24 protein-coding genes are annotated in these 25,068 nt (G+C 38.2%); 3 read left to right on the forward strand and 21 right to left on the reverse strand.

Annotation, left to right across the window (positions count from 1 at the left end):
- Positions 1–105 precede the first annotated feature (105 nt).
- The 14 genes from GHT08_RS12380 to GHT08_RS12445 all read right to left on the reverse strand — a co-directional run bounded on the left by GHT08_RS12380 (position 106) and on the right by GHT08_RS12445 (position 15,480).
- The gene (locus GHT08_RS12380; RefSeq protein WP_163581709.1) at positions 106–1,275 is read right to left on the reverse strand and encodes a CamS family sex pheromone protein; all 1,170 of its coding nucleotides are present in this window, start codon (positions 1,273–1,275) and stop codon (positions 106–108) included.
- Positions 1,275–3,287: an NAD-dependent DNA ligase LigA gene (gene ligA, locus GHT08_RS12385; protein WP_163581710.1), complete on the reverse strand. Its 2,013-nt coding sequence runs from the start codon at positions 3,285–3,287 to the stop codon at positions 1,275–1,277. The genes GHT08_RS12380 and ligA overlap by 1 nt, the downstream gene beginning before the upstream one ends.
- 18 nt (positions 3,288–3,305) lie before the next feature.
- A complete protein-coding gene (pcrA, locus tag GHT08_RS12390; protein ID WP_163581711.1) occupies positions 3,306–5,549 on the reverse strand; it encodes a DNA helicase PcrA in 2,244 nt (747 codons plus the stop codon).
- A gap of 15 nt (positions 5,550–5,564) precedes the next feature.
- Complete coding sequence (gene pcrB, locus GHT08_RS12395; RefSeq protein ID WP_163581712.1) at positions 5,565–6,245, reverse strand: heptaprenylglyceryl phosphate synthase; 681 nt, start codon at positions 6,243–6,245, stop codon at positions 5,565–5,567.
- A gap of 357 nt (positions 6,246–6,602) precedes the next feature.
- Positions 6,603–7,292: an ABC transporter ATP-binding protein gene (locus GHT08_RS12400; protein WP_163581713.1), complete on the reverse strand. Its 690-nt coding sequence runs from the start codon at positions 7,290–7,292 to the stop codon at positions 6,603–6,605.
- A 14-nt stretch (positions 7,293–7,306) separates the two neighbouring features.
- Positions 7,307–8,494, reverse strand: coding sequence for an ABC transporter permease (locus GHT08_RS12405; protein WP_163581714.1), 1,188 nt, complete (start codon positions 8,492–8,494; stop codon positions 7,307–7,309).
- Between the two features lie 18 nt (positions 8,495–8,512).
- A complete protein-coding gene (locus GHT08_RS12410) occupies positions 8,513–9,511 on the reverse strand; it encodes an efflux RND transporter periplasmic adaptor subunit (RefSeq protein ID WP_163581715.1) in 999 nt (332 codons plus the stop codon).
- Positions 9,512–9,531: 20 nt separating this feature from the next.
- The gene (locus tag GHT08_RS12415) at positions 9,532–9,996 is read right to left on the reverse strand and encodes a hypothetical protein (protein WP_163581716.1); all 465 of its coding nucleotides are present in this window, start codon (positions 9,994–9,996) and stop codon (positions 9,532–9,534) included.
- A gap of 73 nt (positions 9,997–10,069) precedes the next feature.
- On the reverse strand, positions 10,070–10,705 hold the full coding sequence (locus tag GHT08_RS12420) for a CPBP family intramembrane glutamic endopeptidase (RefSeq protein ID WP_163581717.1): 636 nt from the start codon (positions 10,703–10,705) through the stop codon (positions 10,070–10,072).
- 2 nt (positions 10,706–10,707) lie between these two features.
- Complete coding sequence (locus tag GHT08_RS12425; protein WP_163581718.1) at positions 10,708–11,433, reverse strand: hypothetical protein; 726 nt, start codon at positions 11,431–11,433, stop codon at positions 10,708–10,710.
- Entirely contained in the window at positions 11,426–12,337 is a 912-nt protein-coding gene (locus GHT08_RS12430) for an ABC transporter ATP-binding protein (protein ID WP_163581719.1), read from the reverse strand. Before GHT08_RS12430 ends, GHT08_RS12425 begins: the two co-directional genes overlap by 8 nt.
- 241 nt (positions 12,338–12,578) lie before the next feature.
- Positions 12,579–13,064, reverse strand: coding sequence for a hypothetical protein (locus GHT08_RS12435; protein WP_163581720.1), 486 nt, complete (start codon positions 13,062–13,064; stop codon positions 12,579–12,581).
- A 14-nt stretch (positions 13,065–13,078) separates the two neighbouring features.
- Entirely contained in the window at positions 13,079–13,597 is a 519-nt protein-coding gene (locus GHT08_RS12440; protein WP_163581721.1) for a MauE/DoxX family redox-associated membrane protein, read from the reverse strand.
- Between the two features lie 389 nt (positions 13,598–13,986).
- Positions 13,987–15,480, reverse strand: coding sequence for a nitrate/nitrite transporter (locus GHT08_RS12445; protein ID WP_163581722.1), 1,494 nt, complete (start codon positions 15,478–15,480; stop codon positions 13,987–13,989).
- A gap of 291 nt (positions 15,481–15,771) precedes the next feature.
- Between GHT08_RS12445 and ahpC the strand changes: the two genes are divergently transcribed.
- Complete coding sequence (ahpC, locus tag GHT08_RS12450; RefSeq protein ID WP_018932371.1) at positions 15,772–16,335, forward strand: alkyl hydroperoxide reductase subunit C; 564 nt, start codon at positions 15,772–15,774, stop codon at positions 16,333–16,335.
- Positions 16,336–16,522: 187 nt separating this feature from the next.
- Positions 16,523–18,049, forward strand: a complete 1,527-nt coding sequence (gene ahpF / locus GHT08_RS12455; RefSeq protein ID WP_163581723.1) for an alkyl hydroperoxide reductase subunit F — start codon at positions 16,523–16,525, stop codon at positions 18,047–18,049.
- A 90-nt stretch (positions 18,050–18,139) separates the two neighbouring features.
- Here the strand turns inward: ahpF and GHT08_RS12460 are convergent, their stop codons facing one another.
- From GHT08_RS12460 to modA, 6 genes are all read right to left on the reverse strand, one after another.
- Positions 18,140–19,126, reverse strand: coding sequence for a Gfo/Idh/MocA family protein (locus GHT08_RS12460; RefSeq protein ID WP_163581724.1), 987 nt, complete (start codon positions 19,124–19,126; stop codon positions 18,140–18,142).
- 186 nt (positions 19,127–19,312) lie between these two features.
- Entirely contained in the window at positions 19,313–19,609 is a 297-nt protein-coding gene (locus GHT08_RS12465; protein ID WP_018932368.1) for a YerC/YecD family TrpR-related protein, read from the reverse strand.
- An 18-nt stretch (positions 19,610–19,627) separates the two neighbouring features.
- On the reverse strand, positions 19,628–20,677 hold the full coding sequence (locus GHT08_RS12470; protein WP_163581725.1) for a DUF3048 domain-containing protein: 1,050 nt from the start codon (positions 20,675–20,677) through the stop codon (positions 19,628–19,630).
- Between the two features lie 122 nt (positions 20,678–20,799).
- The gene (locus tag GHT08_RS12475; protein WP_163581726.1) at positions 20,800–22,542 is read right to left on the reverse strand and encodes an adenine deaminase C-terminal domain-containing protein; all 1,743 of its coding nucleotides are present in this window, start codon (positions 22,540–22,542) and stop codon (positions 20,800–20,802) included.
- Positions 22,543–22,637: 95 nt separating this feature from the next.
- Positions 22,638–23,288 (reverse strand): molybdate ABC transporter permease subunit, encoded by a 651-nt coding sequence (gene modB / locus GHT08_RS12480; protein WP_163581727.1) that lies wholly within the window; start codon positions 23,286–23,288, stop codon positions 22,638–22,640.
- On the reverse strand, positions 23,263–24,030 hold the full coding sequence (modA, locus tag GHT08_RS12485) for a molybdate ABC transporter substrate-binding protein (protein ID WP_163581728.1): 768 nt from the start codon (positions 24,028–24,030) through the stop codon (positions 23,263–23,265). The genes modB and modA overlap by 26 nt, the downstream gene beginning before the upstream one ends.
- A 111-nt stretch (positions 24,031–24,141) precedes the next feature.
- On the opposite strand from modA, the gene moaC reads away from it, so the two are divergent.
- Positions 24,142–24,627: a cyclic pyranopterin monophosphate synthase MoaC gene (gene moaC, locus GHT08_RS12490; protein WP_163581729.1), complete on the forward strand. Its 486-nt coding sequence runs from the start codon at positions 24,142–24,144 to the stop codon at positions 24,625–24,627.
- A gap of 134 nt (positions 24,628–24,761) precedes the next feature.
- Here moaC and GHT08_RS12495 read toward each other — a convergent pair whose 3' ends face one another.
- A complete protein-coding gene (locus GHT08_RS12495) occupies positions 24,762–24,998 on the reverse strand; it encodes a hypothetical protein (protein ID WP_163581730.1) in 237 nt (78 codons plus the stop codon).
- Between the last annotated feature and the right edge of the window lie 70 nt (positions 24,999–25,068).

Below are 25,068 nucleotides of genomic sequence, written 5' to 3' on the forward strand. Positions count from 1 at the left end.
ACCCTGATAAGTTTCGTTAATAATCAATGGGGAAATTCCCCACTGATCATATTCTCACTTTATTCTATCATTAATCCTATCTTTGCAAAACTTTTTTGAATAGAATTAACGGTAGACATGGACAAATCCTTCCTCTTCTCCTGCCTTTCTTACAATTAAGGCTTCTTGTTTATCTCCTGAAGTAATATTTACCTCCAACTGATAATCGCTAGGAAAGCCTGATAATACAAGTCCATAAGCATATTGGGTAAAACCAATTAACTCGGCCTTTCCGTAAAATGAAACTGGAATTTCTACTGTTAATTTACGCAGCTCACCATTTTGGAAAAAGCCTTTTCCGATTACACTGACATAGTTAGGAAAATACGAAGCGATATCTGACTCAAAGTCCACTAATGTCGCCCATACATCCGGATACGTATTTTCTCCATAATTAGACGGGAACAAGACATTCTCTTCATTTAATTCTTGCCAGTCATCAACAGATGAACTATCACCAGCGACATTTGCCTTAGCTAAAAAGTTACCAGGGACAAGGGAATTTTGTGACTCTTCACGGAAGATCGTTAACATTATTGGGACATTTCCTAACCCTTCCATCTGACGAATTCGTTGTACTACTTCATCCGCTATTTCCTCTGCTTCTGACCGCATCTCACTTTCTGATATCTCTTCTTCATAATAGGGGGAGTATGTACCGTCATCAAATTGTGTTCGAAAACGATAAACAGATTTCATCGCAATTCCGATTGAAATTCCTGCTAACTCAACAGAATCATCTTCTGTCTTTCTTAAATAATTTTGTTCCAAAATGTGTGACAAGTATTTTGGATTGTCTTTTTCTTCTTCTATTAACTCATCATCGTCTTTAGATTCATCTGCTTCTGGGTTCAATCCCTGTGGGTTATCCTCTTCATCATAGCGATCTAACCACTGATATAATATGTTATCAGTCAAATATTGACCTTCTTGAAAGTAATAAGTATCCGGATCATATACTTCCATCGAGTGACGACGTAATCCTTCTTCAAGTTCATCGATATCGAGTCGATTTGCCACTTGGTTCGTAATCACACCTCTTGCCTGACTTAAATTAGAGTCAATCAATACCCGATAATTATCTTCCAAATTATATTTTGGAACAATCGCTGTCTCTTCTAACGATTCATCGTCGATACTTTCATCAATTACGGCTTCCTCCTGTTCTCCAAAATCAGGTGCACAACCGGCTAAAATTAATACAACGATGAAGAGGCTAGCTAGTATTTGTTTCATTATGCTTCCTCCTCTAATATTTCTTGGAGTTTTGCCTCATCCCAAACTTCAACCTCTAATTTTTTCGCTTTATCTAATTTAGATCCAGCATCTTCTCCGGCAATCAGCAAATCTGTCTTTTTACTTACGCTGCCTGTAACATTACCGCCAAGCGCTTCAATTTGCTGCTTCGCTTCCTGCCTAGTATAGATTGCTAATTTACCTGTTAAGACAACAGTCTTACCTGAAAAAGGACTGTCCGCTGCCACTTCACTTACTTTTGGTCCTTGGTAGGTGAGGTTTAAGCCTAAATCTTTCAACTCGGAAATAAGCTGTTTTACTTGATCATCTTCAAAATAATGAACAATCGAGTCCGCCATTTTATCGCCGATTTCATCAATCGTAATTAAGTCTTCAAAGCTTGCTTGCTGCAGACGGTCCATTGTTTCAAAGTGTTCTGCTAATGTTCTTGCTGCTTTGGAACCGACAAAGCGTATACCTAGACCAAAGAGCAATCGTTCCAGTGAGTTTTGCTTTGACTTTTCAATCGCAGTTAACAAGTTCTCTACAGATTTTTCACCCATACGCTCCAGCTTCAGCAATTCCTCACGCTGTAACCGATAAAGATCGGCAATGGTGTGAATATATTCAGCGTGGAAAAGTTGCTCTATAACTTTTTCTCCAAGTCCGTCGATATTCATCGCAAGCCTTGAAACAAAGTGAATCAAACCTTCTTTCAATTGCGCCGGACAATTTGGATTAATGCACCTTAGTGCAACTTCTTCCTCTAAACGTACGAGTTCATCCCCACATGATGGGCATGCTTCTGGCATCGCAAAAGGTTCCTGTTCCTCTGTTCGCATATCCTCGACTACCCGAACCACTTCAGGGATAATGTCGCCAGCTTTTTTAATAACAACTGTATCCCCAATACGGATATCTTTCTCCTTGATTAAATCTTCATTATGCAATGATGCTCGTTGAACGGTAGTACCAGCCACTTTAACCGGCTCTAGGATAGCTGTAGGTGTAACAACACCCGTTCTGCCAACACTTAGTTCGATATCGGTAAGCTTCGTCACCGCTTCTTCTGCTGGGAATTTATAAGCAACTGCCCAGCGCGGACTTTTCGCTGTAAAGCCAAGCTGTTCTTGTGCTTCGAGATTATCTACCTTTATCACGATACCATCAATATCATAGGAAAGGGTCGCTCTTTTTTCTACCCATTCTTCGACATATTGAATCACTTCTTCAATACCATGACATTTTCGCCATTCTGGATTTGTTTTAAAACCTAACTCTTGAAGATAAGTGAGACGTTCACTATGTGTTTCTAATGAACCGGATTCCCATTCACCAACAGCATATAAGAAAATATCCAAATGACGTTTGGCCGCGATTTTCGGGTCTAACTGACGTAATGAACCTGCCGCGGCATTTCGTGGATTGGCAAAAGGCTCTTCTCCATTTTTTTCACGCGCTTCATTTAAAGAGACAAATGCTTTCTGTGGCATATATGCTTCCCCACGAACTTCAATCGGGGAAGGATCCTTAATTCTAAGCGGAATACTTCTGATCGTTTTTAAATTACTGGTAATATCCTCACCAGTAGTTCCATCGCCACGGGTCGCCCCTTGGACGAAAAGACCATCCTGATAACGTAGGGAAATCGCTAGCCCATCTATTTTCAATTCACAAACATACGTCACATCGTCAGTGGCTAAACCTTCACGAACACGGCGGTCAAAATCTTTTAGCTCTTCTTCATTAAAAGCATTACCTAAACTTAACATCGGAACACGATGGGTTACTTTTTCGAATTGTTCTAAAGGTTCTCCTCCAACACGTTGGGAAGGTGAGTCAGGTGTAATCAAATCAGGAAATTCTGCTTCTATTGCTTTTAATTCCTTCATTTTCGCATCATATTCGGCATCTGAAACACTCGGGTTATCTAACACATGGTATTGGTAGTTATATTCGGTTAATTCTTCTCTTAGCGCTGCTAATTTCTCGCGTACCTCTTGTTCTGACATTGGACGAACACCTCCTTTTTACACTTTCGTAATCGGGGCAAATTTGGCGAGTAGTCGTTTAATACCAGTTGGTGCCGGGAAAGCAATGTCTAATTCCATCGCATCACCAGAACCTTCCACTTTGACAACTGTTCCCTGTCCCCATTTTTTATGGTTCGCTTTGTCACCAACATTCCAAGCTTCTTTCTCCCCACCTGTTGTTTGATTGACATGACGCATTGGTTGACGTTTCGGTTTTTCTGGCTGCTTTTCAAAAGGTAGATCTTGATCTTGAATCGCTATTTTATCGAAGGAGCCAAACCTCGATTCCTGTATCTCTTCTTTACCTTCTAATAAATCAGCCGGGATTTCATCAATAAAACGGCTTATTGGGTTCATATTCGTTCGACCAAATAATGTCCGCATCTTCGCATGGGATACGTGAAGGAGCTCTTCAGCTCTAGTAATTCCTACATAAGCGAGGCGGCGCTCCTCCTGCATCTGCTCTTCGTCCATCATCGACCGACTGTGTGGAAAAACACTCTCTTCCATACCAATCAGGAAGACAACAGGAAACTCTAACCCCTTCGCTGCGTGCAAGGTCATCATCGTGACACTGTCATCTGCTGTCGGATCATCATCCATCCGGTCAATATCTGAGATCAATGCTAAGTCTGTCAGGAAATTGACTAATGTTTTGTCCACATTGGTTTCCTCAAAATGTTTCGTAACGGTTTTGAATTCTTCAATGTTTTCTAAACGTGTCTGTGCTTCAATGCTTCGTTCATTATGGAGCATTTCTTCGTAGCCTGTTTTTTCAATGACTTGTTCAACCATATCAGTTGCGGATAAAAATTCCTGCTGTTGTTCCCAGTTTTTGATCATTTGGCCAAACTCCATTAACGATTTTGCAGCTTTAGCACTGACACCGACAAAGTCTACTTCCTGCACGGCTGTATATAAGGAAATATCATTTGCCGTAGCATAAGCTTGGAGCTTGTCCATACTTGTTTTTCCCACACCTCGTTTTGGCACATTGACAACACGGACAAAGCTGATGTCATCATCTGGGTTGACGATCAAACGTAAGTAGGCGAGCAAATCTTTAATCTCCTTACGATCATAGAACTTCGTGCCTCCTACCATTTGATAGGGGATATTAGCTTTCATAAAGGTTTCCTCTATTGCACGGGATTGGGCATTCGTACGGTAAAGAATCGCAATATCTTTATGCTTATATTTGTTTTCCTTGATTAATTCTTCAATCCGCTCGGCAACAAATAATCCTTCTTCTCGTTCTGTTGATGCTTGGAAATAACGAATTTTGTTCCCGTCTTGATTCTCTGTCCAGAGATTTTTCGGTTTTCTGCCCATATTATTTTCAATAACTTGGTTGGCAGCCTGAAGAATCGATTTCGTTGAACGATAATTTTGTTCGAGCATGACAACACGGGCGGACGGATAATCCTTTTCAAAGGAAAGGATATTAGAAATATCAGCACCACGCCATGCATAGATTGATTGATCGGAATCCCCAACTACACAGAGATTTTGAAAACGAGCTGCCAGCTGTTTTACTAGTGAATATTGGGCATGGTTAGTATCTTGGTACTCATCAACATGAATATATTGAAAACGACGCTGATAGTACTCCAATACTTCCGGTACCCGTTTAAAAAGGTGAATAGTCTGCATAATTAAATCATCGAAATCTAGAGCTTGATTTTTCCGTAATCGCCGCTGATATTCGGTAAAAACTTCGGAAACTTGGCGATCAAAAAAGTTGTTTACTGATTCCGCAAATTTTTCAGGTGTTATTAGTTCGTTTTTCGCACTGCTGATCATACCTAGTATTGCTCTTGGTTCAAATTTTTTCGCATCAATATTTTTATCCTTTACGATATTTTTGATTACCGTTAGCTGATCACTGCTATCGAGTATCGAAAAATTACGACTATATCCAATTCTATCAATATCTCTTCTCAGGATACGTACACACATCGAGTGGAAGGTTGATACCCACATATCCGCTCCATATGGTCCAACAAGTCCTGCAATCCTGTCTTTCATTTCACGTGCCGCTTTATTGGTAAACGTAATCGCTAAGATGTTTCTTGGTGAAACTTCCTTTTCATCTAATAAATAAGCAATACGGTAGGTTAGTACACGTGTTTTCCCACTTCCGGCACCAGCCATGATTAACAAGGGGCCTTCTGTATGTTGTACAGCCTCACGCTGTTCTTTATTTAATCCTTTTAACAAGTCGTGCATCATCCGACTCATTGTAACACCGTCCTTTTACTTTGTTACTTTAACCGTTTTTAATGCTTCTTTTGGATTATCATATAGGGCATTACCGACCACAATGATATCCGCATATTCGCTCATTACAGCGGCTTGTTCTTTTGTTTCAATCCCACCGCCATATATTAATTTCGTGTGCCCGAGTTCTTGACTGATCGATTGAACTAATGACGGATCACCATATGTACCACTATACTCTAAATAGAAAAAAGGCAAGCGGAATAAATGTTCTGCCATTCTTGCATAGGCGATTGCTTCATCTTGTGTCGGCAGCTTGCAGCCTGCATGCTGAAACACTTTGGATTCTTCATTCATAATACAGTAGCCTTCAGCAAACATCTCTTCCCAATTAATGATATCGCCATATTCTACTACTGCTTGATGTTGGACATCCATCATCCATTTTTTATCTTGACTGTTTAACACCAGTGGTACGAAGTAATAATCATAACCTGGTGTCACTGATTCAATATTCGATATTTCTAAGATAACAGGCACTGTATGACGGCGAATTCTGCTTAATAATTGTAAGACGCCATCCAATGTTACATCGTCTGTACCTCCGACCATGATCGCATCTGTTCCTGATTCACATATTTTATCTATCATTTCCTCAGAGATCTCTTTAGCTGGATCTAGCTTGAAGATATGTTTCCATTCGTCGATATTATACACCTTATAATCCTCCAATAATGACGATTCTATATCCATTATTTCATTATAGCAAAAATATACACCTTTTTAGAATGATATAGGAGAGAATTTAAGAAAACATCGTAATCTTTTTTATAGGAGTTGATAAAGAGAGCTGCAACGAGGTTCTTACGGACACAATCATTTAAAATAGAAGAAAACTGTCCATAAGATCTATTCTTATGGACAGTTTTCTCCAAACATAGCTTAAATTGTCCGTAAGTTACTAAGAAAAACCTTCTACCGTAGCCTGCATCCAAAATCAAAAGGGTAAAAGACACATCCTTAAAAGCGTGGCTTCCGGTATTGTACAGTGTTCTTCACGAAAAGAGTGTATCATTAAGCAAGCTGTTTCTTCTCGTCTTTTATAACGATCCCGTCCTGCAATATGATCGTTCGTTTTGTGTAATCTATTAATTCGTCCTCATGTGTGACGAGAATAATGGTAACACCAGATTGGTTTAGTTCTTGCAAAATATCCATGATTTCAACCGTCGTTTTGGAATCTAAATTACCAGTTGGTTCATCTGCTAATAATAATTTCGGTTTATTAGCCAATGCCCTCGCGATTGCTACGCGTTGCCGTTGTCCACCCGATAATTGGCTAGGCATATGCTGCATACGTTCGCCGAGCCCCATTCGTTCTGCCAAGGCTTTTGCACGTTGTTTACGCTCTTGTTTTCCAATATTTTGATATAACATTGGCAGCTCTATATTTTTCCATACGTTTAACCTAGGTAGTAGGTGAAATGATTGAAAGATAAAACCTAAATAATGATTACGGATATCTGATAGCTGATTTACATTTAGATGCTGTACATCCTTATTATTCAGCCAATATTCACCAGAAGTCGGCTGGTCCAAACAACCTAATATATTTAATAAAGTCGATTTACCCGAACCTGAACTTCCCATTATCGCAGTAAATTCGCCTTCTTCAATTGTTAAATCGACACTTTTTAATGCATCTACCTTTTCTTCCCCAGTGATATATTGCTTTGTAATTCTTTTCAATTCAATTAATGCCATGCATATGCCTCCTGTTATTCATAACGTAATGAAACGATCGGATCAAGTTTAGCTGCTTTCTTGGCTGGATAGAACCCTGACAAAATACCAATAATGGTCGTAATGCAAAAACTGATCAGAAACACAGGCCAATAGAACACAAAGCTCATTTCAGCTAACTGTGTGACTAACAGTGCCAATCCCAATCCAAACAAACAGCCTATTAAACCACCAAGTGAAGTTAACACCAATGTTTCAATTAAAAATTGTTGGAGAATATGCCGTGGCTTAGCGCCGATTGCTTTGCGAATTCCGATTTCCCGTGTCCGCTCCATGACTGATACTAGCATAATATTCATGACACCGATACCGCCAACTAATAATGAAATACCCGCGACAGAACTGATAATAGCTGTAAAAATGCGCAAAACATTATTTACCATATCTAACTGATCGGCCACCGCCTGTGTACGAAAAGTGGATTCTACTACACCTTTTGACTCTGCTAAAGTCCTGACCATTTCTGTACGAAGTTGATCAAAATGGTTCTCAGATAAAGTGAGGACTTCGATACTATGGACAGGTTGATCGGTTAAATAATGGATTTTATACCATGCCTGCAATGGTACATATAGATTCGCTTGAGAACCACTTTGAATAAAATCATTTGTTGTATATACCGCCTGAATCGTAAAAGGAATTCTATCTATTATGACCGAATGTCCAATTGCTTGACCTGCTCTGCCAAAATATTTCTCCGCTAACGCCTCATTTATAAGGACAACATTCTGATTGGTCCCTTCCTCCCAAAAACTGCCGTACGCTATCTCGAACATATTGGAAACTTGACTATAATTATCGGTTACTGCTGTAATATCTACTTGTTCTGTGTTTTGCTCAAATACTACTTCTTTCTGATCTAAATAAGAGGCAGCAACCTGTGCCTGACTTTGATATTTTTCACGCAATAAACTGATATCCCGCCAACTAAGAGAAGCTTGCTGCGTGTTAGATTGTTCACTCGTATCAAGGTGTAAATAAAATAATTGATTGGCATCTTGCTCGAATTCTCCGATTATGTCCTTTCGTCCGCTCTCACCAATTAATAGAATTGCGACTACAGATCCCACCCCGATAATAATTCCGATTAACGTTAAAAAAGTGCGTAGCTTATTAGCTTTTAGCTGTTCTAAAGCTAAACGCAACGTATTTTTTATTTGCATATCCGGCACTCCTTCTATTTACGAGGTGACATCTAATCTTTCCATACTATTTGTATCAACGGATGATCCTTCTTCGATATCATTTTTTGGATTAGCGATAATCCAATCATCCGCTGTAATTCCCTCATCTACTTCTAACATATTAGCTAAGATTTCCTCATCAGTTGTTTCTTGTTCTACCCAAATTCTAAATTGATCATTGCCAATTCCTTCGTCTTCAGAAGCTAAAACTGGTACGGACTGAAGTGTCACTTCTTTCTTTGTAATACTTCCATCCTCAACCGTATAGACATAAAAAAGCCCTTCTTCTTCTACTAAAGCAGTCTCCGGTATCATAAATGCCTCGTCTACTTCAGCTGTTTGTTGCTCTGTTTCAATCGTTAAAAACGCCTGTAATCCTGGAATTGGATTTTGACCAGATGTATCTTCCAATTCCACTCGCATTTTTATCACTGAACCATCTGACAAATCTGATTCTGTCACTTCTTGGTCAACCTCTGTTACCTTTCCTTGCATTACTTCATTAAATGCATTACTTTCAATGGAGACCTTATCTCCTTTGGCCACACTGTCATAATCAAATTCAGACAATTCCCCATAAATTTCTAATTGATCCTGCTCACCGAACATGATTAAAGGATCACCTGTGTGAATATAACTTCCTTTATCTCCATGTATAGATAAAACCTCACCATCAGTAATAGCAGTTACTTCGACTGTTTCGGTATCATTACCTAAAGAAACCTCTAAATCTACCAGTTTATCTCCTTCGTCTATTTCATCTCCCACATCAACATGGCGTTCCACTAACATACCACTATCAGCCGCCTGTTGTTCTACTGTATTTTTATAACGAAACACTCCCGTAGCTGTTACTTGATTCGCATTCGTCATCTGTTTTACTTCTGCTTGCACTACTTTCCACGGTACCGGGTCTGTTCCACCAAATACAAAATAGCCAATTAGTGACAGAACAAGTACCATTAGTACAGTGCGAATAATCCATTTCTTTTTCATACCTGACCTACTCCAATCTGTTAAGCACTCTCAGTTTTATTGCGACCCATTTTACTTCCTAGCCATCCGCCAATTGATCCCAATAAAACCATCATAACTAATTCCGTAAAATAACCTTGTAAAATAATACTCCATGTCTGATTGACAATAGTTTCCATTACTTCATTATTTCGTTCATTCCCATAATATGTAAGAAATTCTTGAACATGTTCCAAATTTCGAGAAATAACCAAAACTAAATAAAAAAAGATATGTGTAACGAAAGCTACAAATGCGCCTGTTAATAAACTACTGTCTTTAATTAAAGGTCCGCGCTGTGTCGCAATAAAAGCAATGGCAACGATAACCCCAATAGGTAGCCAAATGGTTACTACGTCATAAAAAAGTAAAGAACTACTCTCTGTATCCATTAATACTAAAAACAATCCATAACTTACGATTAAAAATAGACTAGCTATAACAGCTAAAAAACTATTCATTTTCAAGATTAATTCCTCCTATTTATCACAGACGATTACCATCAATGGGTTAATCCTCCACTTTGATGGAAGTCTCACTTTATAATTGATAGGTTACAAAAAAGTTATAAGCAAAGTGAATACTTGCCACTCCCCATATATTTTTTGAACGTAAAAAGATAAAGCCAAATACAACACCTAGGATCAGTCTGTAACTGACATTGTCTAAGAATGGCTGACCTGAATGAAAAACAAAAGCGAATACAGCGGCTGATATCAAGATGGCTAACCAGCTATTCATCACCTGTTGTAGTCGATAAAGTAATATCCCTCTGAAGACTAATTCTTCTCCTAAACCAATCACCGCAAAATGTACCAACATGATCCACGGTATGTCTTGTATTTGTATACAGCTATAAATAATTACCGCAAAGGAAATGACACAAATTGTTATAGTGGTTCTATTTAGGCGATGAACCATTCCGATATCCTGTAATTGGAGTTTATCAGAAAGGATATACCATAATAGCGGAAAGAGAATAAAACCAATAAATGCTGGAATGGTAAACAGAAATAGTATGGATAGATCTTCCGAAACAGCAAATCGATCCATACCATACATGATGATGAATGGCAGAATAATAGAGATACCAAAGCACCCTACAACAAGGTTAAGCGTATATAGAAGATAATGAATTTTGCTCATTTCACCACCAAAAGCAACAGTAGTACCCATTGTTAATATCTCCCTAATCCCTTTTTAGTTTTTGTTTTTCTAACCATAAATGGCAAATAGACTAAACCTACCACAAAAAAAAGCAAACTATTGATACATGCGTAAACTAGATAACTAGCTTCCAATGACTGAAGATACATGGCACTAGCTGTGAATGGAAGGAAGAGATAAACAAATACTTCAAAAAATTGAAGCCATTGATCCCACGGCAACAGTAAAACAACTACCGAACCAAATACGATCATGTTCCCTAACGGTCCGATGTCTCGGTAGTAAATTTGCAAGCCAGTTAAAATGAAACTTAATCCAGTACCAGTAAACAAAACAATAAACAGACATGCCGCGACAGCTTCTATCCTTAGCGAAATATCAAATAACAGAGTTGCTCCTGCAATTGCGATAATGGTTAATAATGCAGAAAAAATAAAGTCTGACAAACTTCTTGCTAATAAAATAAAGGATAAACTTCTTTTACTGGCGGCAATTCTCTCAAATGTCCCATATTGCATATCGTCCTGAACCGATTGTGCACTGGATGAAATAGCACTAATGACGACTGGCCAAAATAATAAGCCAATCACCTGCTCCAATGATGTTAAACCGCTAAGCATCCAAATCAGCACACCAGTAATGATTAAATTCTGAATCGTATGTAATAAAAAAGAGAATGGATAATTCCATTGTAGTTGAAAACCTTTAAGGAACTCTGCCATCACCACTTTAGCCATAAGCTTCTTCCTTTCCTATAGCCGCGAATGATGTGGTTACTTGTTCTACTGTAAGACCATTTGATACCGCCAGACTGATAAAATGATAAACCTCGGTGGAATCTGGATTACCATTAACAATCCAGCCGTTTTTCTTTTGTTGTACTAGTAAAGAAACAGGAATATCGATATTTGCCGGGAGTTCGCCTTGTAAATGGAAAGCAACATACTGCTCCCTACTCTGTATATTGGTCCGATAAACAGGCAGTTCTCGAACCAACTTTCCTTGTTTGAGATGTAAGATTCGATTGACAAATTGGTATAGAAAATGAAAGTCATGACTGACAACGATGATGCTCATGTTCACTTTTGCTGTTAAATCCTGTAACAATTCAGCTAACAATTGTGACCATTCATAATCAAGTCCATTACTAGGTTCATCTAAGATTAATAGTTTCGGTTGCTGTAATAAGGCAATAGCAAGTGACAGTTTCTGTTGCATTCCTCTTGAATAGGTTCCTGTCATTCGATCAACAAAAGCAGACATCCCTAACAATTCGATTAATTCCGCTATTCTATCCTTCACATGCTTAACATCTGCTAACACAGAGAAGTATGCTAAATTTTGTCTGCCCGTTAAGTTCCAGTAGAAGGAACGCGAACCTTCTAATAGAATAGCAACGGTCTCTTTAACTTGCTTCTCTTTCCAAAGCTCACCTTCTATTTTGATAATGCCTTCATCTGGATGCAGTAACCCTGCAAGCATTTTCAAAATCGTTGTCTTTCCCGAACCATTATGTCCAACAAGTCCTACAATTTCGTTAGAACTAATCTCAAAGCTAACATTATTTACTGCCATTATCTCTTGCTTTTTACTAACAAAACGCTTCGTGATTTGATTAACCTCTAATAACGGTGGACTCATTTTGATCACCTCATCACTATGCATATATATTTACAAAAAGAGAAAAAATTAGTAATATATTATATAATTACATTCATACATTTTAGAGGAGGTATCTTGCGGCCACAAAATACCTCCAGCATTAAGTATTAAACTCTTAACCATGATGGACCATAGCACTTTTCGATGCGTTTACCAAAAACAACAAGAGAAACACAACCTAAACGTTTTTTCATTTGTTTCACCTCCTTTCAAAGTGATATTAACTCGCTTGAGCTTCTGACGACTCGTTCATCAATATGTCTTCAAGCGAGTCTATTAATCCTTTTTTATGAATAACCCCTTCCTTTACCAGAAAGAAAAAGGGCTTCACAATAACTTGAAACCTTTCCTTCTCTCGTTCGGTTACTGACTTCACAACGATATTCCAGCCTTTGTCTGCTAAAAATGTGTCTATTTCCTGTTGATTACGTATCATCACGATACAGTACGTTTGTTTGATGCGATTCTTTTTACGGTTTATTTCTTCCATTACTTTGCGACATTTAGGGCAATCTATGTCTGCAAAAATTAGTACTATTTCTTTATCCATATTGACATTCTGGAGGGCTGGTGCTTGCTGACCAACTGCCACACCTGAATAATGGAAGAAGAAGAGATAGAGCTGCTGTATTTGCTGATAAAGAATCCAAGAAATAACAGCAAGACCAATAACAATGATTGTGAGAATACCAATTAGAATATACACATGCTTCTCCTTCCTTACATCGATTTGATTTTCGCCAATTTCACTTGGTTCTGTTGGAGTTTCTGATATAAGTGATGTACGAACAAATAGGTGACAAATCCGACAGTGGCCACACCATAGTCTCTAAGCTGTACTGCAGCAGAAGCTTGTAATAGAAGAACGATTAAAAAGGTAATAAGCAAGATGTTTTTGATTACTTTTTGATAGTCAAGCCGTTCTTTTAGAAAACCACCATAGCAACCACAATCTTCTTTCGTTATCCCTTTTTGAATCATGATGATAAGATAAACGGTAAAAATGGAGACAAGCATCACAAGACCGGCTAACATGATATGGGTGTAAAAATGAAAAATAAGAGCTATCGTTAATGTAAGTTCTGTAATTAAAATCATCAGCGCGATTAGATGTGAATAGGGACGGACTAAAGTCTTTGGTAGCTGTCCTACAAAATAAGGGTAATGGACTAGTTTAGCCAAGCTTGAGAATAAGAAATAGATGACTACAAATGCATGTCCTACCGCAATCCATGACATATGTCATTCCACTCCATCTATATATTTTTGGGGAAGAAAGTCTTGGAGGTTTTTGCTTACTTATAATATAACAATTATATGTTAAGAGAGTTTTAATTAAACGTTAACGCTTGGTAATTATTTACCATACTTTCTACTTATAACCATTTTACTATTTGGTAGTGAATCATTAGTCAAAAAGCTAAAGATTTATCATTTCACTAGCATCCATTATGAAATACTTGAACAGCTTGACCACCACTTCAGCTAAGACCTGCTCTACAACAAATGTTAGACCTAGCAATTTGGTTATTCTCAAGTTTCGCTTATCATAGTTCAAAATAAGATGGTACCAGAGATTATATAGTTTCTTTCCATTTGAAAAAAACCAGCTACCAATAGGTAACTGGTCACTCATTTAATTCACTAAATACTCCGACATAATTAGTTATATTATCCCCTGCATCTTTTAGCACACTAATGGACAACCATTGCGTATAGAGTTCTCCGCTTTTACGCTTATTGGTAATCTTACCTTGCCAAATGTCTTTCTCTTTCAACTGCTTCCACATTCCACCATAAAAACGTGGATCTTGCTGTCCAGAGCTTAATATATTAGGATTCTGACCAATTACTTCTTCTTCGCGATAACCGGTTATTCGTTCAAAAGCACGGTTTATCTTTGTAATTCTGCCATTTTCATCTGTCACTAAAATGCCTTGTCCCGCATTATTCACAATATAGTTGGACAAATTCAATTTATCAGTATAATACATCCAAATAATGATGATTAAACTCGCAAGTGCAAACTGGGATAGTGCCATAAAGCCAATCGCATAGTGACCATTGATATCATAAACTAAAGTGAGAATAATCGGCGGGAAAAATCCACCTAATCCTCCCATGGCAGCCACAATACCATTGACGATCCCTGCTTGTTTAGTGAAATATAAAGGAACTAGTTTAAAAATCGTCCCATTGCCAATACCAGCAAATAGTGCCACTGATAAACTGCCAATTGTGTATAGCAGTATCGTTGGTGAAAAAGATAACAGAATACCAGAAATCGTTAAGCCTGTAAAAACGAACATTAACACTTTAAAGGGATTAAACTTATCTCCTAACCAGCCGCCAACAGGTCTGAGTAATGTACATAATGCAATAAAACCTGCTGTTCGTAATCCGGCATCAACTTCAGATAGTTGAAATTCCGACACTAAAAAGTTTGGTAAATAAACGGTTAAAGCAACAAAGGACCCGAATGTTAAGAAGTAAAAGAAGCTTAAAAACCATAGTTTATTATTTCTATAAACTCCTAACATCTGTTGTTTTAATGAAGTTTGAACTTTTGGTTCATGGCGATCTCCCCATATAAAGTTGAGAACCGCAAACAGTAATAAGGGAATAATAAATGTAAATACTGCCATTCGCCAACCAAACATTCCAGCGATAATTGGTGCACCAAATGAAGTAATCGCCGTCCCGATATTCCCAACACCATAAATACCGTTCACGAATCCGTGTTTTTCTTTCGGATAATATTTCGGTAACGACGTAACCCCGACAGAGAATACCGCTCCACCAATACCAAGGAATAATCCTGATAGAATTAAATCTGTGAAACTATTTGCCATGCCTAAATAACCAACTGGCAGAATTAAAAAAAGTAAACTTAACACAAATAAACCGCGTGCCCCAAAACGATTTGTGTAAAAACCTAGCGGAATTCGTAACACAGAACCTAAGATAACAGGAACTGCGGTAACAAACGATATTTGTCCTGCTGTTAAGCTAATATCTTGCTTAATAAAACTCATTAAAGATGAGAGTAATACCCAGACCATAAAGCCGACGACAAGGCTAAGCGTTTGTAAGGGTAGTTGCATTTTATTCACATTCTTCATGTTCGCCCATCCTTTCTTACACTGTTTTGTTATTGTCATAATATCGGCTCTCTTTTAAAAAGTGTGTGATCTTCTTCACATCTTTAATAATAATTTTATAATTGTGAATAAACCATGAACTTTCCGTTCAAAATGGTAGAATAGATAGATTTATTTTTACGAATTTATGAAATATCATTTGTATCATTACACTTATAAGATAATTTATTTTATAATAATTGTTGTGTAATGAATACTTTTTTTAGAGAATAAGTATTCAAAATAAAAAAATACACAAGGAGGACAATCATTATGTCATTAATCGGTAAAGAAGTACTACCATTTCAAGCATCTGCATTCCGTCAAGGAGACTTTGTAGATGTAACAGAAGAAAATTTTAAAGGTCAATGGAGCATTGTTTGCTTCTACCCCGCAGACTTTACTTTCGTTTGCCCAACAGAATTAGAAGACCTACAAAATCAGTATGCAGAATTACAAAAGCTAGGTGTAGAAGTATACTCTGTATCAACGGATACTCACTTTACACATAAGGCATGGCACGAAAGCTCTGATGCAATTGGCAAAATCGAATACACAATGATTGGTGACCCTTCACACATCATCTCTCAAAACTTTGATGTACTACGCGAAGACGAAGGTTTAGCTGATCGCGGAACATTCATTATTGACCCTGATGGTGTTATCCAAGCAGCGGAAATCAATGCAGAAGGTATTGGTCGTGACGCAAGCTCACTAATTAATAAAATTAAAGCAGCTCAATACGTACGTAACAATCCTGGTGAAGTGTGCCCAGCTAAATGGGAAGAAGGCGGCGAAACACTTAGACCAAGTATTGATCTAGTAGGGAAAATATAAGAAAAGCTTAGTGCGTCCGTTTAGAAACGTAGCGACTTCAGAATCAACTGAGATAAAGGAATCACGGTGAGCTTTGCGAACCGATGATGACTTATCGTAGGTCGATTCGTGAAGTCGCATAGTTTCTGGGCGCTTGCGTAGACATTTCATATATTCTTTCTCAGAAATATAAGAAAAGAGGGTCAAAATGCTTGATCAAGAAATAAAATCACAGCTTAATGAATATTTGAAACTATTAGAAAATGATATTGTCATCAAGGCAAGCGTCGGTTCTGACGATGTTTCAAAAGAAGTAGACGAACTAGTAAATGAAATTGCAAGTATGTCTGATAAAATCACAGTAGAGAAAGGCTCCTTTGACCGTACTCCTAGCTTTAGTATTAATCGTGCAGGCGAGGACACTGGCGTTATTTTCGCTGGTGTCCCACTTGGTCATGAGTTTACTTCTCTTGTGTTGGCATTATTACAAGTAAGTGGACGTCCACCTAAAGTGGATGATTCTATTATTGAACAAATCAAAAAACTAGAAGGTCCACTTAACTTCGAAACGTATGTAAGCTTATCATGCCAAAAGTGTCCTGATGTCGTTCAAGCACTTAACATTATGAGTGTTGTACATCCTGACATTACTCATACAATGGTAGAAGGATCTGCTTTTAAAGAGGAAGTAGATAGTAAAGACATCATGGCTGTTCCTTCCGTTTATTTAGATGGCGAACAGTTTGTTGATGGTCGACAAACAATCGAAAGCATCCTTGAAGCACTAGGAAGCAGTGCTGATATTTCCGAGCTAAACGATAAAGATCCTTATGATGTATTAGTCGTTGGTGGAGGCCCTGCCGGTTCCAGTGCTGCTATTTACGCTGCTCGTAAAGGTATCCGTACTGGTATATTGGCAGAACGCTTTGGTGGACAAGTACAAGACACACTTGGTATTGAAAACTTCATCACCACAACTTATACAGAAGGTCCTAAGCTGGTTGCTAACATGGAAGAGCATGTTCGAGATTATGATGTGGACATCATGAATTCTATGCGTGCAAAATCTTTAGAGAAAAAAGATCTCTTTGAAGTAGAACTAGAAAACGGTGCAACACTTAAAAGTAAAACTGTTGTACTTTCAACCGGTGCTCGCTGGCGTAATATCGGTGTTCCTGGCGAAGCCGAGTTCAAGAACAAAGGTGTTGCATACTGTCCACACTGTGACGGTCCCATCTTTGAAGGAAAAGATGTTGCTGTAATCGGTGGTGGAAACTCTGGTGTCGAAGCAGCTATTGATCTAGCAGGTATTGTTAAACATGTAACACTGATTGAATTCGCTCCAGAATTAAAAGCAGATAACGTTTTACAAGACCGCCTATATAGTCTATCCAATGTAACAGTGCTTACAAACGCAAGAACTTCTGAAATCTATGGTTCTGACAAAGTCGAAGGACTAAAATATGTAGATCGTGAATCAGAAGAAGAGAAACAAATTGAGCTTGCAGGTGTCTTCATTCAAATTGGACTTGTTCCAAACACAGAATGGTTGAAAGGTACCTTGGAGTTAAATAAGTTTGGCGAGATTGTAGTCGATGAGCGTGGTACCACAAGTATCCCTGGTGTATTTGCAGCAGGTGACTGTACGAATAGCGCTTATAAGCAAATCATTATTTCAATGGGATCTGGTGCTACTGCAGCATTGGGCGCATTTGATCATTTGATTCGTAATTAACATAAGAAAAAAGGCTGTCACAATAATGACAGCCTTTTTCGTTTCTTATAGACAAGTTTTAGTGATGGTTGCATTTTTTGTCCGTAAGATTTATTTTTTATCAGCCGGAAATACTAGACCTATTTCTTTTCGTGCCTGATCTAGTATTCGCATCGTTGTAAGGGAATTCTCCCATGTGTTGATGTCATTTTCAAGCTTCTTTTGTTCAATTGACTCGATAAATGATTTTGCTTCATAATACATCGTGTTATCTTCTTGTCCAGCATCTAAAACCTCTTGAGAACCATCTTTGTACACAATTTTCACTTCAGTCATATCGGAAAATTTCTCAATAACAATAGATCCTTTTTCCCCTTGAATTTCTGATGGGATAGCAGAGTTCGTAATTTTAGAAAACATACAGACACCGTTCAATGAGGGATAGTCCACTGTCACGGTTCCTTCACCGTCAACGCCCGATTCCAACATATATGCTGTTGCTTTTACACGGTCTGGTCCGCCAAATAAAGCGACCATCGGATAAATGCAATATACACCAATATCCATTAATGACCCATTTGACAATTCTGGTTTAAATGCGTTTAATACAATTCCCTCTTTGTATTTATCATAACGAGAGGAATATTGACAAAAGTTCGCAACATAGCGGCGAACCGGTCCAATTTTTGCTAAACTTTCTTGAATAAGCTTAAAATTAGGAGTATGTGTCGTTTTCATTGCTTCCATCAGCGTGACATTTTGTTGTTTTGCGGTATCAATCATCGCTTGTACCTCTTGCTGATTAGAGGCAAAAGGTTTTTCAACAATAACGTGTTTACCACCTTTCATACAAGCTATCGCATGTTCACAGTGATAAGCTGTCGGTGAAGCAATATAAACGGCATCGACTTTGTCACTGTCTGCCAACTCCTGAATAGTTGTATATGTATGCTCGACATTATACTTACTCGCAAACGCTCTTGCTTTTTCTTCCGTTCGTGAATAAACAGCATTTAACTTAAAATCGTCTAATTTACTTGCTCCATCAATAAAACGATCGGTAATCCAATTCGTACCTATTACTCCAAAGCTAATCATATATATTGCCTCCATTTTGTTATTATATTTTCTGGACACTTTCAAAGATTATCTGGACACTATCCAACTCTTTCTGGACACTTATGTGCATTATCTGGACATTTTCCACTGTTATCTGGATACTTTCGTCATTTTTCTGGACACTACCTAAAAAGAGTCCCTTCAACTAAGAAGGCACTCCTGATTTTACTCTTTTTCCTTCAATCGGTCTAGCACCATACGATATCCATCGGTACCGTAAGCAAGGCATCTCTTCACTCGAGAGATAGTTGTCGTAGATGCGCTAGATTCTTCTGCAATAGCCGTATAAGTTCTGCCTTCGTCAAGCATTTTCGCTACTTGCAGGCGTTGTGCCAATGATTGAATTTCGTTCATTGTTGCAATATCATCAAAAAAGCGGTAGCATTCTTCCCGGTCTTCCAGCGATAAAATAGCATCAAATAATTGATCTAATTGTTTGCCACGCAATTTATCGATTTGCATGGTATACATCTCTCCTTTTTACTCCGCCGTGTTTGAAAGTTCTACACCATCAATACCAGGGCTCGTAGGAATCACATTGATCCACGTTTGACCTGGAACAAACGGAACAGGCTCTCCATCTTTCGTTGGGATTATTCTACCATCATTTCGCTCCCATTGCACGTCTTGTACTTTACCTTGCTGTAGCAATAAAGCTTTTCCTCCAGAGTTAAAGTCAATTTCACGACGTCCCTCGTCATCAATTACTTGATGGGCTGTTTCCATGATTAATACATTATCCAATTGAATAGGTGAACTGTCTGCATATTCTACTGTTTGTACACCATCGCTATATCGCAAATATTTCTCTGTTGTCTCATCATATTTGTATCTTACACTATTATTACCATAAGAAAAGCTGATATCAGTCGCAACTTCACCTTCTACCGGCTCATCCTCTAAAAATGTCATCGGTTGATACTCCGCGTCAATTGAAAATCCCTTCTCTTCTGCTCGCTGGTAGATACCGTCAAATAAGGTATACGAATTATGCGGTGGGTTACGATCCGTTGATCTTTCAAATAACACTTTATCATTATCATAGTACATGCCATTTAGTCCCTGTACTGCTCCAGATTGAACCATATTCTCAATATGATCTGCAGCACCGTGATAGACATAGAGCGCATTATAATTGTTTGCTAGATTAAAATAGTATGGTCTTGCACTTCTGACAGGGCCAACACGAACAGGCATATGACTGTGATAGAGCGCCATAAATCGAGTTACGTTGCCTTCTGCCAAAATTTCAAAAACTATATCTGCCTGAGAAAGGCCTGTTTGCGGTCTTGCTTTTGGATGATTGTTGACCATAACAGCAATTAATCGATCGGTCACATCCTCCTCCGCTTCAAGCCCTGTTAAAGGGTAAATATGCTCTGGTTTCTCCGGTTCTTTAGGCTCAATCGGCTCTTCTTCCACAATTTCTTCTGGTTCTTCCTGATCTTGCTCGTTTGTCGTTTCTTCATCATGAGAACATGCTACAAGTGAACATAATACAATAAAAAAAAGCACACACCATTTCTTCATAAAGGCCACCTTTTCTAATCTCTAAAAATAGTTTAAACGGAATATCGGCATGCTTATTCACTGCATGCCGATAGAACTAATTCTATTATAGAGGAAAGTTGACTAATCGCCAACCTCTTTTCTTAACGCATAATCGCTGGAAAGAGTATGTCTTTTTTCTTCACATCTATTATGCCCAACGGAGTAATCCTGACAAAAGGTAAATGCATCGACGATAAAAAAAGTAAATTGTAAGGTGGATCTTCATATTGATAGCCGTGATTGATTAAAATTTCCTTTAATTGCTTATCTTCTTCTATCAGTTTTGGCATCTTGCCAGCGTACATCATGCCAGCAATTTGTAAAGGTAATTCAAAAACAACTTTTCCTTGATGTACAAGGACAATCCCACCGCCAATTTCCTTCATTCTTGAAAACGCTAGTAGCAGATCTGATTTACTTTTCCCAATTAACACAATATCGCCGGTTAACGAATAGGAACTGGCCAATCCACCTAATGTTTTCGTAAATCCTTTTATAATCGTGTTTACTCGCCACTGTCCTTCACGATCGATTAACATCAGGAACGATTCATTTTTTGAATTTGTAATTTCTTCCGTATTGGCATCAATCGTAATCGGATATGGTTTCATGATGACATCATTAACCATCTTCAGTCCAACCGGCATCGAGAATTGCAAGTCTTTTTCTGTTAACTGCCAATCTAAGCTAAGCTCTCCTAATCCGTATTTATCCCAATCGATTTCGATATCTTGCTCAACCAATTGTCCGTCTCTTTTCAACCATTTTCCTTTAGCAATAACAGATTCAGGTGTGGCATTGTTTACTTCTGATAAGATATTTAGGTGTGCTACTCGACCTGGTGCAATGCCACCGAGTCGTTCCTCTAAATGGAATTGCTCTGCTGCATTATATGTCCCCATCATATATGCTTCAATCGCCGGCACCCCACTGTCTATTGCGATCTGAATACATTGATTAATGATGCCGTTCTCATAAAAGGCAGGTGTAGAACCGTCTGTTGTCATCGTTAGGAAATCATAAGAATGGATTCCGAGATCCTGTAGTTCTTTTAACAACTTTGCCAAATCAGGGCGTACCGAAGAATTGCGCAAACCTACGCGATACCCCATTGATAGACGATTATATACCTCTTCACCAGATAATGCTTCATGATCTGAGCTGACACCGAGAAGTTTTAGCTTTACCAATGTATTCTCAGAAGCACCTGGGAAGTGCCCCTCCACCGGCTTACGAAGTCGCTTTGCTTCCTGCATCCAATAAAGAATACGGTCATCATCACGCATGACTTGCGGCCATGCCGTTAATTCTCCTCCTTGCACGACGGCTTCATGCTGCAACCATGCTTGCACTTCCTCATCCTTAAAAATCTCTTGTTCCTCATTAATTTCAGATTGTGAATCAAATCTTGCCCACCAATACATGGATACAGGGAGCTTCATGAAATCCTCTAACAATGTAAACGCTTTCTCTCTGTTAGTTAAATAAAGCCATGGTAAGTTATCATTCATCAATGTTGTTGTTCCTGTTTGACCGGCATACATAGCTAATTCATAAGGATTATAAAGTTGAAATGGATGTGCATGTGGTTCAATATATCCTGGCACCACATATTTACCTGTACAATCCACTACTTCTATACCTGTTAAGGATGTTGGTAATTTCGAACCCACATATACAATTCGGTCATGGTAAATCCAAATATGAGCCTCCAGCCATTTTCTTAAAAAAACGTTTAAATAATAGGCATTTGTCAAAATCAGTGTAGGTGACTCTTTATCATCAATAACAGCTACTTGCTTACGAATTTCTTTATTTCTCCATCTATATAAATGATCATTCATCCTAATCTCCTCAACTTCTTTTGTGATTTCCTTCTATTCTAACACGCTTTGATAGCGTTTGCATTGTGTGGTTTTTACAAATTTATGACTATTTTTTAGGCAGATTTACGTATAAAAAATAGCATAACAAAAGATACGACAATGATAGACAAAACCCATGACCATGCTAATGTCATTTTATTGGATTCAAAGGCCACATAAATCGCCATTGGTATTGTCTGTGTTCGTCCGGGAATATTTCCGGCAAACATTAATGTAGCTCCAAATTCGCCTAACGCTCTGGCAAAGCTAAGAATCACACCCGAAAGAATAGGCTTCTGAATTAATGGTAAGGTGATATACCGAAAAACGTCCCATTCGGTGGAGCCATCTACTCTTGCAGCATCCTCAATATGACGGTCCACAAATGATAAACCTGTTTTAACAGACTGATACATAAGTGGAAAAGCAACTACTACAGCTGCGATAATAGCTGCCCAAATCGTGAACATAAGTGATTGATGAAAGAGCAGATTCGTTAATGTACCCAATATTCCGTTTTGACCAAATAACATAATTAAAATAAAACCAATTACTGTTGGAGGTAAAACAATTGGCAATAATAATATTGTTTCAATCAATACTTTGCCCCTAAACTCTTTTCTGGACATCAGCCATGCTGCTGAAACGCCTAAAATAAAGACGATCAATAATGCTATACTTGCAACAATTAATGATAATTTAATCGGTTGAAAAAATGCTTCCATCTGTGTCACCATCTATTTCTTGAAATCCGTATTGTTGAAATATTTCGAGTGCTGCTTCTGACTGTAAATAGTTATAAAAAGCTTCAACCGCTTGGGAATACTTAATGATACCTACGGGGTATATGATTGGTTCATACTCTCCCAATGGCAGAGTTTCATTGATTTGCACCTTATCAGAGATCATGGCATCCGTTTTATATACGATCCCAGCTTCTACATTATTACTTTCTACATATTGCACGACTTGTCTAACATCTTTCGTAAAAATGAGTTGCTCTTCTATTTCCTTATAAATCCCTTGAGCAACCAATGCTTGTTTTGCATAGTTACCAGCTGGTACTGTTTCTGGTGTACCCATTGCTATTTGATCAAATGATTCCACAGCAGTGGCTAGTTGATCACTTTGTGGCTGAATCCACACTAGTTCATTAGCTAATAAAGCGCGAGCATTCTCTTCCTCGATTAACCCTTCTTGTAAAACACGTTCAAAATGTGGAACAGACGCAGAAAAGAAGATATCTGCTGGTGCCCCTTGTATAATTTGCTGACTCAATGAACCTGATCCGCCTAAATTAAGTGAAACGGTGATATGAGGGTTTTCCTCTTCAAACTGATTTATAATTTCTTGTAATGTGTCCGTTAAGGATGCCGCTGCCGAAATCGTTATTTCTTCTTTTTCCTGCTGACATGCCGTTATTAAGGCAAGAGCTAATATTATGTATAGTATTCGTTTCATGTTCATTGGTAACCCTTCCTGTCAAGATCTTTCTATTATAACATGTTTTGTTATAGTATAATGGTGAGGAGTATCACAAGTTGTTATCGTATAATAGGGATGAAGGTTGGTGATAGCATGACTGAATTTTCTCATATAAATAAACAAGGTAGAGCAAAAATGGTGGATATAACAGACAAACAGGCAACGAGCAGGACCGCGATTGCCCGCTCTAGTATTTTGCTAAGCAAGGAGATTTACACGAAAATCGTAGATCAAACCATTGGTAAAGGGGATGTCCTTTCTGTTGCACAAGTAGCCGGAATTATGGCAGCCAAGCAAACATCGACAATTATTCCAATGTGTCATCCGTTACCATTAAGCGGGGTCAACATTCATTTTGACTGGAAAAACGATGAGGATACATATGAGTTAGTGATAACAGTAGAAGCCAAGACTAAAGGAAGTACCGGTGTGGAGATGGAAGCTTTAACCGCTGCTTCTGTTACAGCGATAACCGTTTATGATATGTGTAAAGCAGTTGATAAAGGTATGGTCATTGGCCAGACTTATTTAGTTGAAAAAACTGGTGGGAAAAGTGGGGTATATAAGAGAGGAGAGTAAAGCTTCAATAGGGCTTTTCTCCGTCTCTACCTGCATCTACCTATACATGATAAAGAATAGACAATTATATCATCCATTCTTTTATATATGACCAAACATTAGTTGCTTCTAGCTTAGGAAATACCTGTTTTATTTCATTCACGGTAATCATAATACATTTTCCTTTTTGAGATCCGTTTTATTTTACCTTCTGCAACAGCCTTTTCCCATCTCGCTATTGCGATTTTATCCAGTGCTTTTCGTTCTCCGGGACTGCGTGTTCGGGATTTTTTTCGTCTTCCTGGTGGTCGAGATTCTCGGATGATAGCATTTGCTTGTGTACGGTTTTCTTCAATTCTTTGCTCCAAGTCTTCCATTTTCATTTTTCTCAACATCCTTACCACCTTTCAAATATTTTAAAAGTATAAGCAGCACTATGCTCTCAAACGGGTGGTTTACGAA

This window comes from Gracilibacillus saliphilus, from assembly GCF_010994085.1.
GTDB lineage: Bacteria > Bacillota > Bacilli > Bacillales > Amphibacillaceae > Gracilibacillus > Gracilibacillus lacisalsi.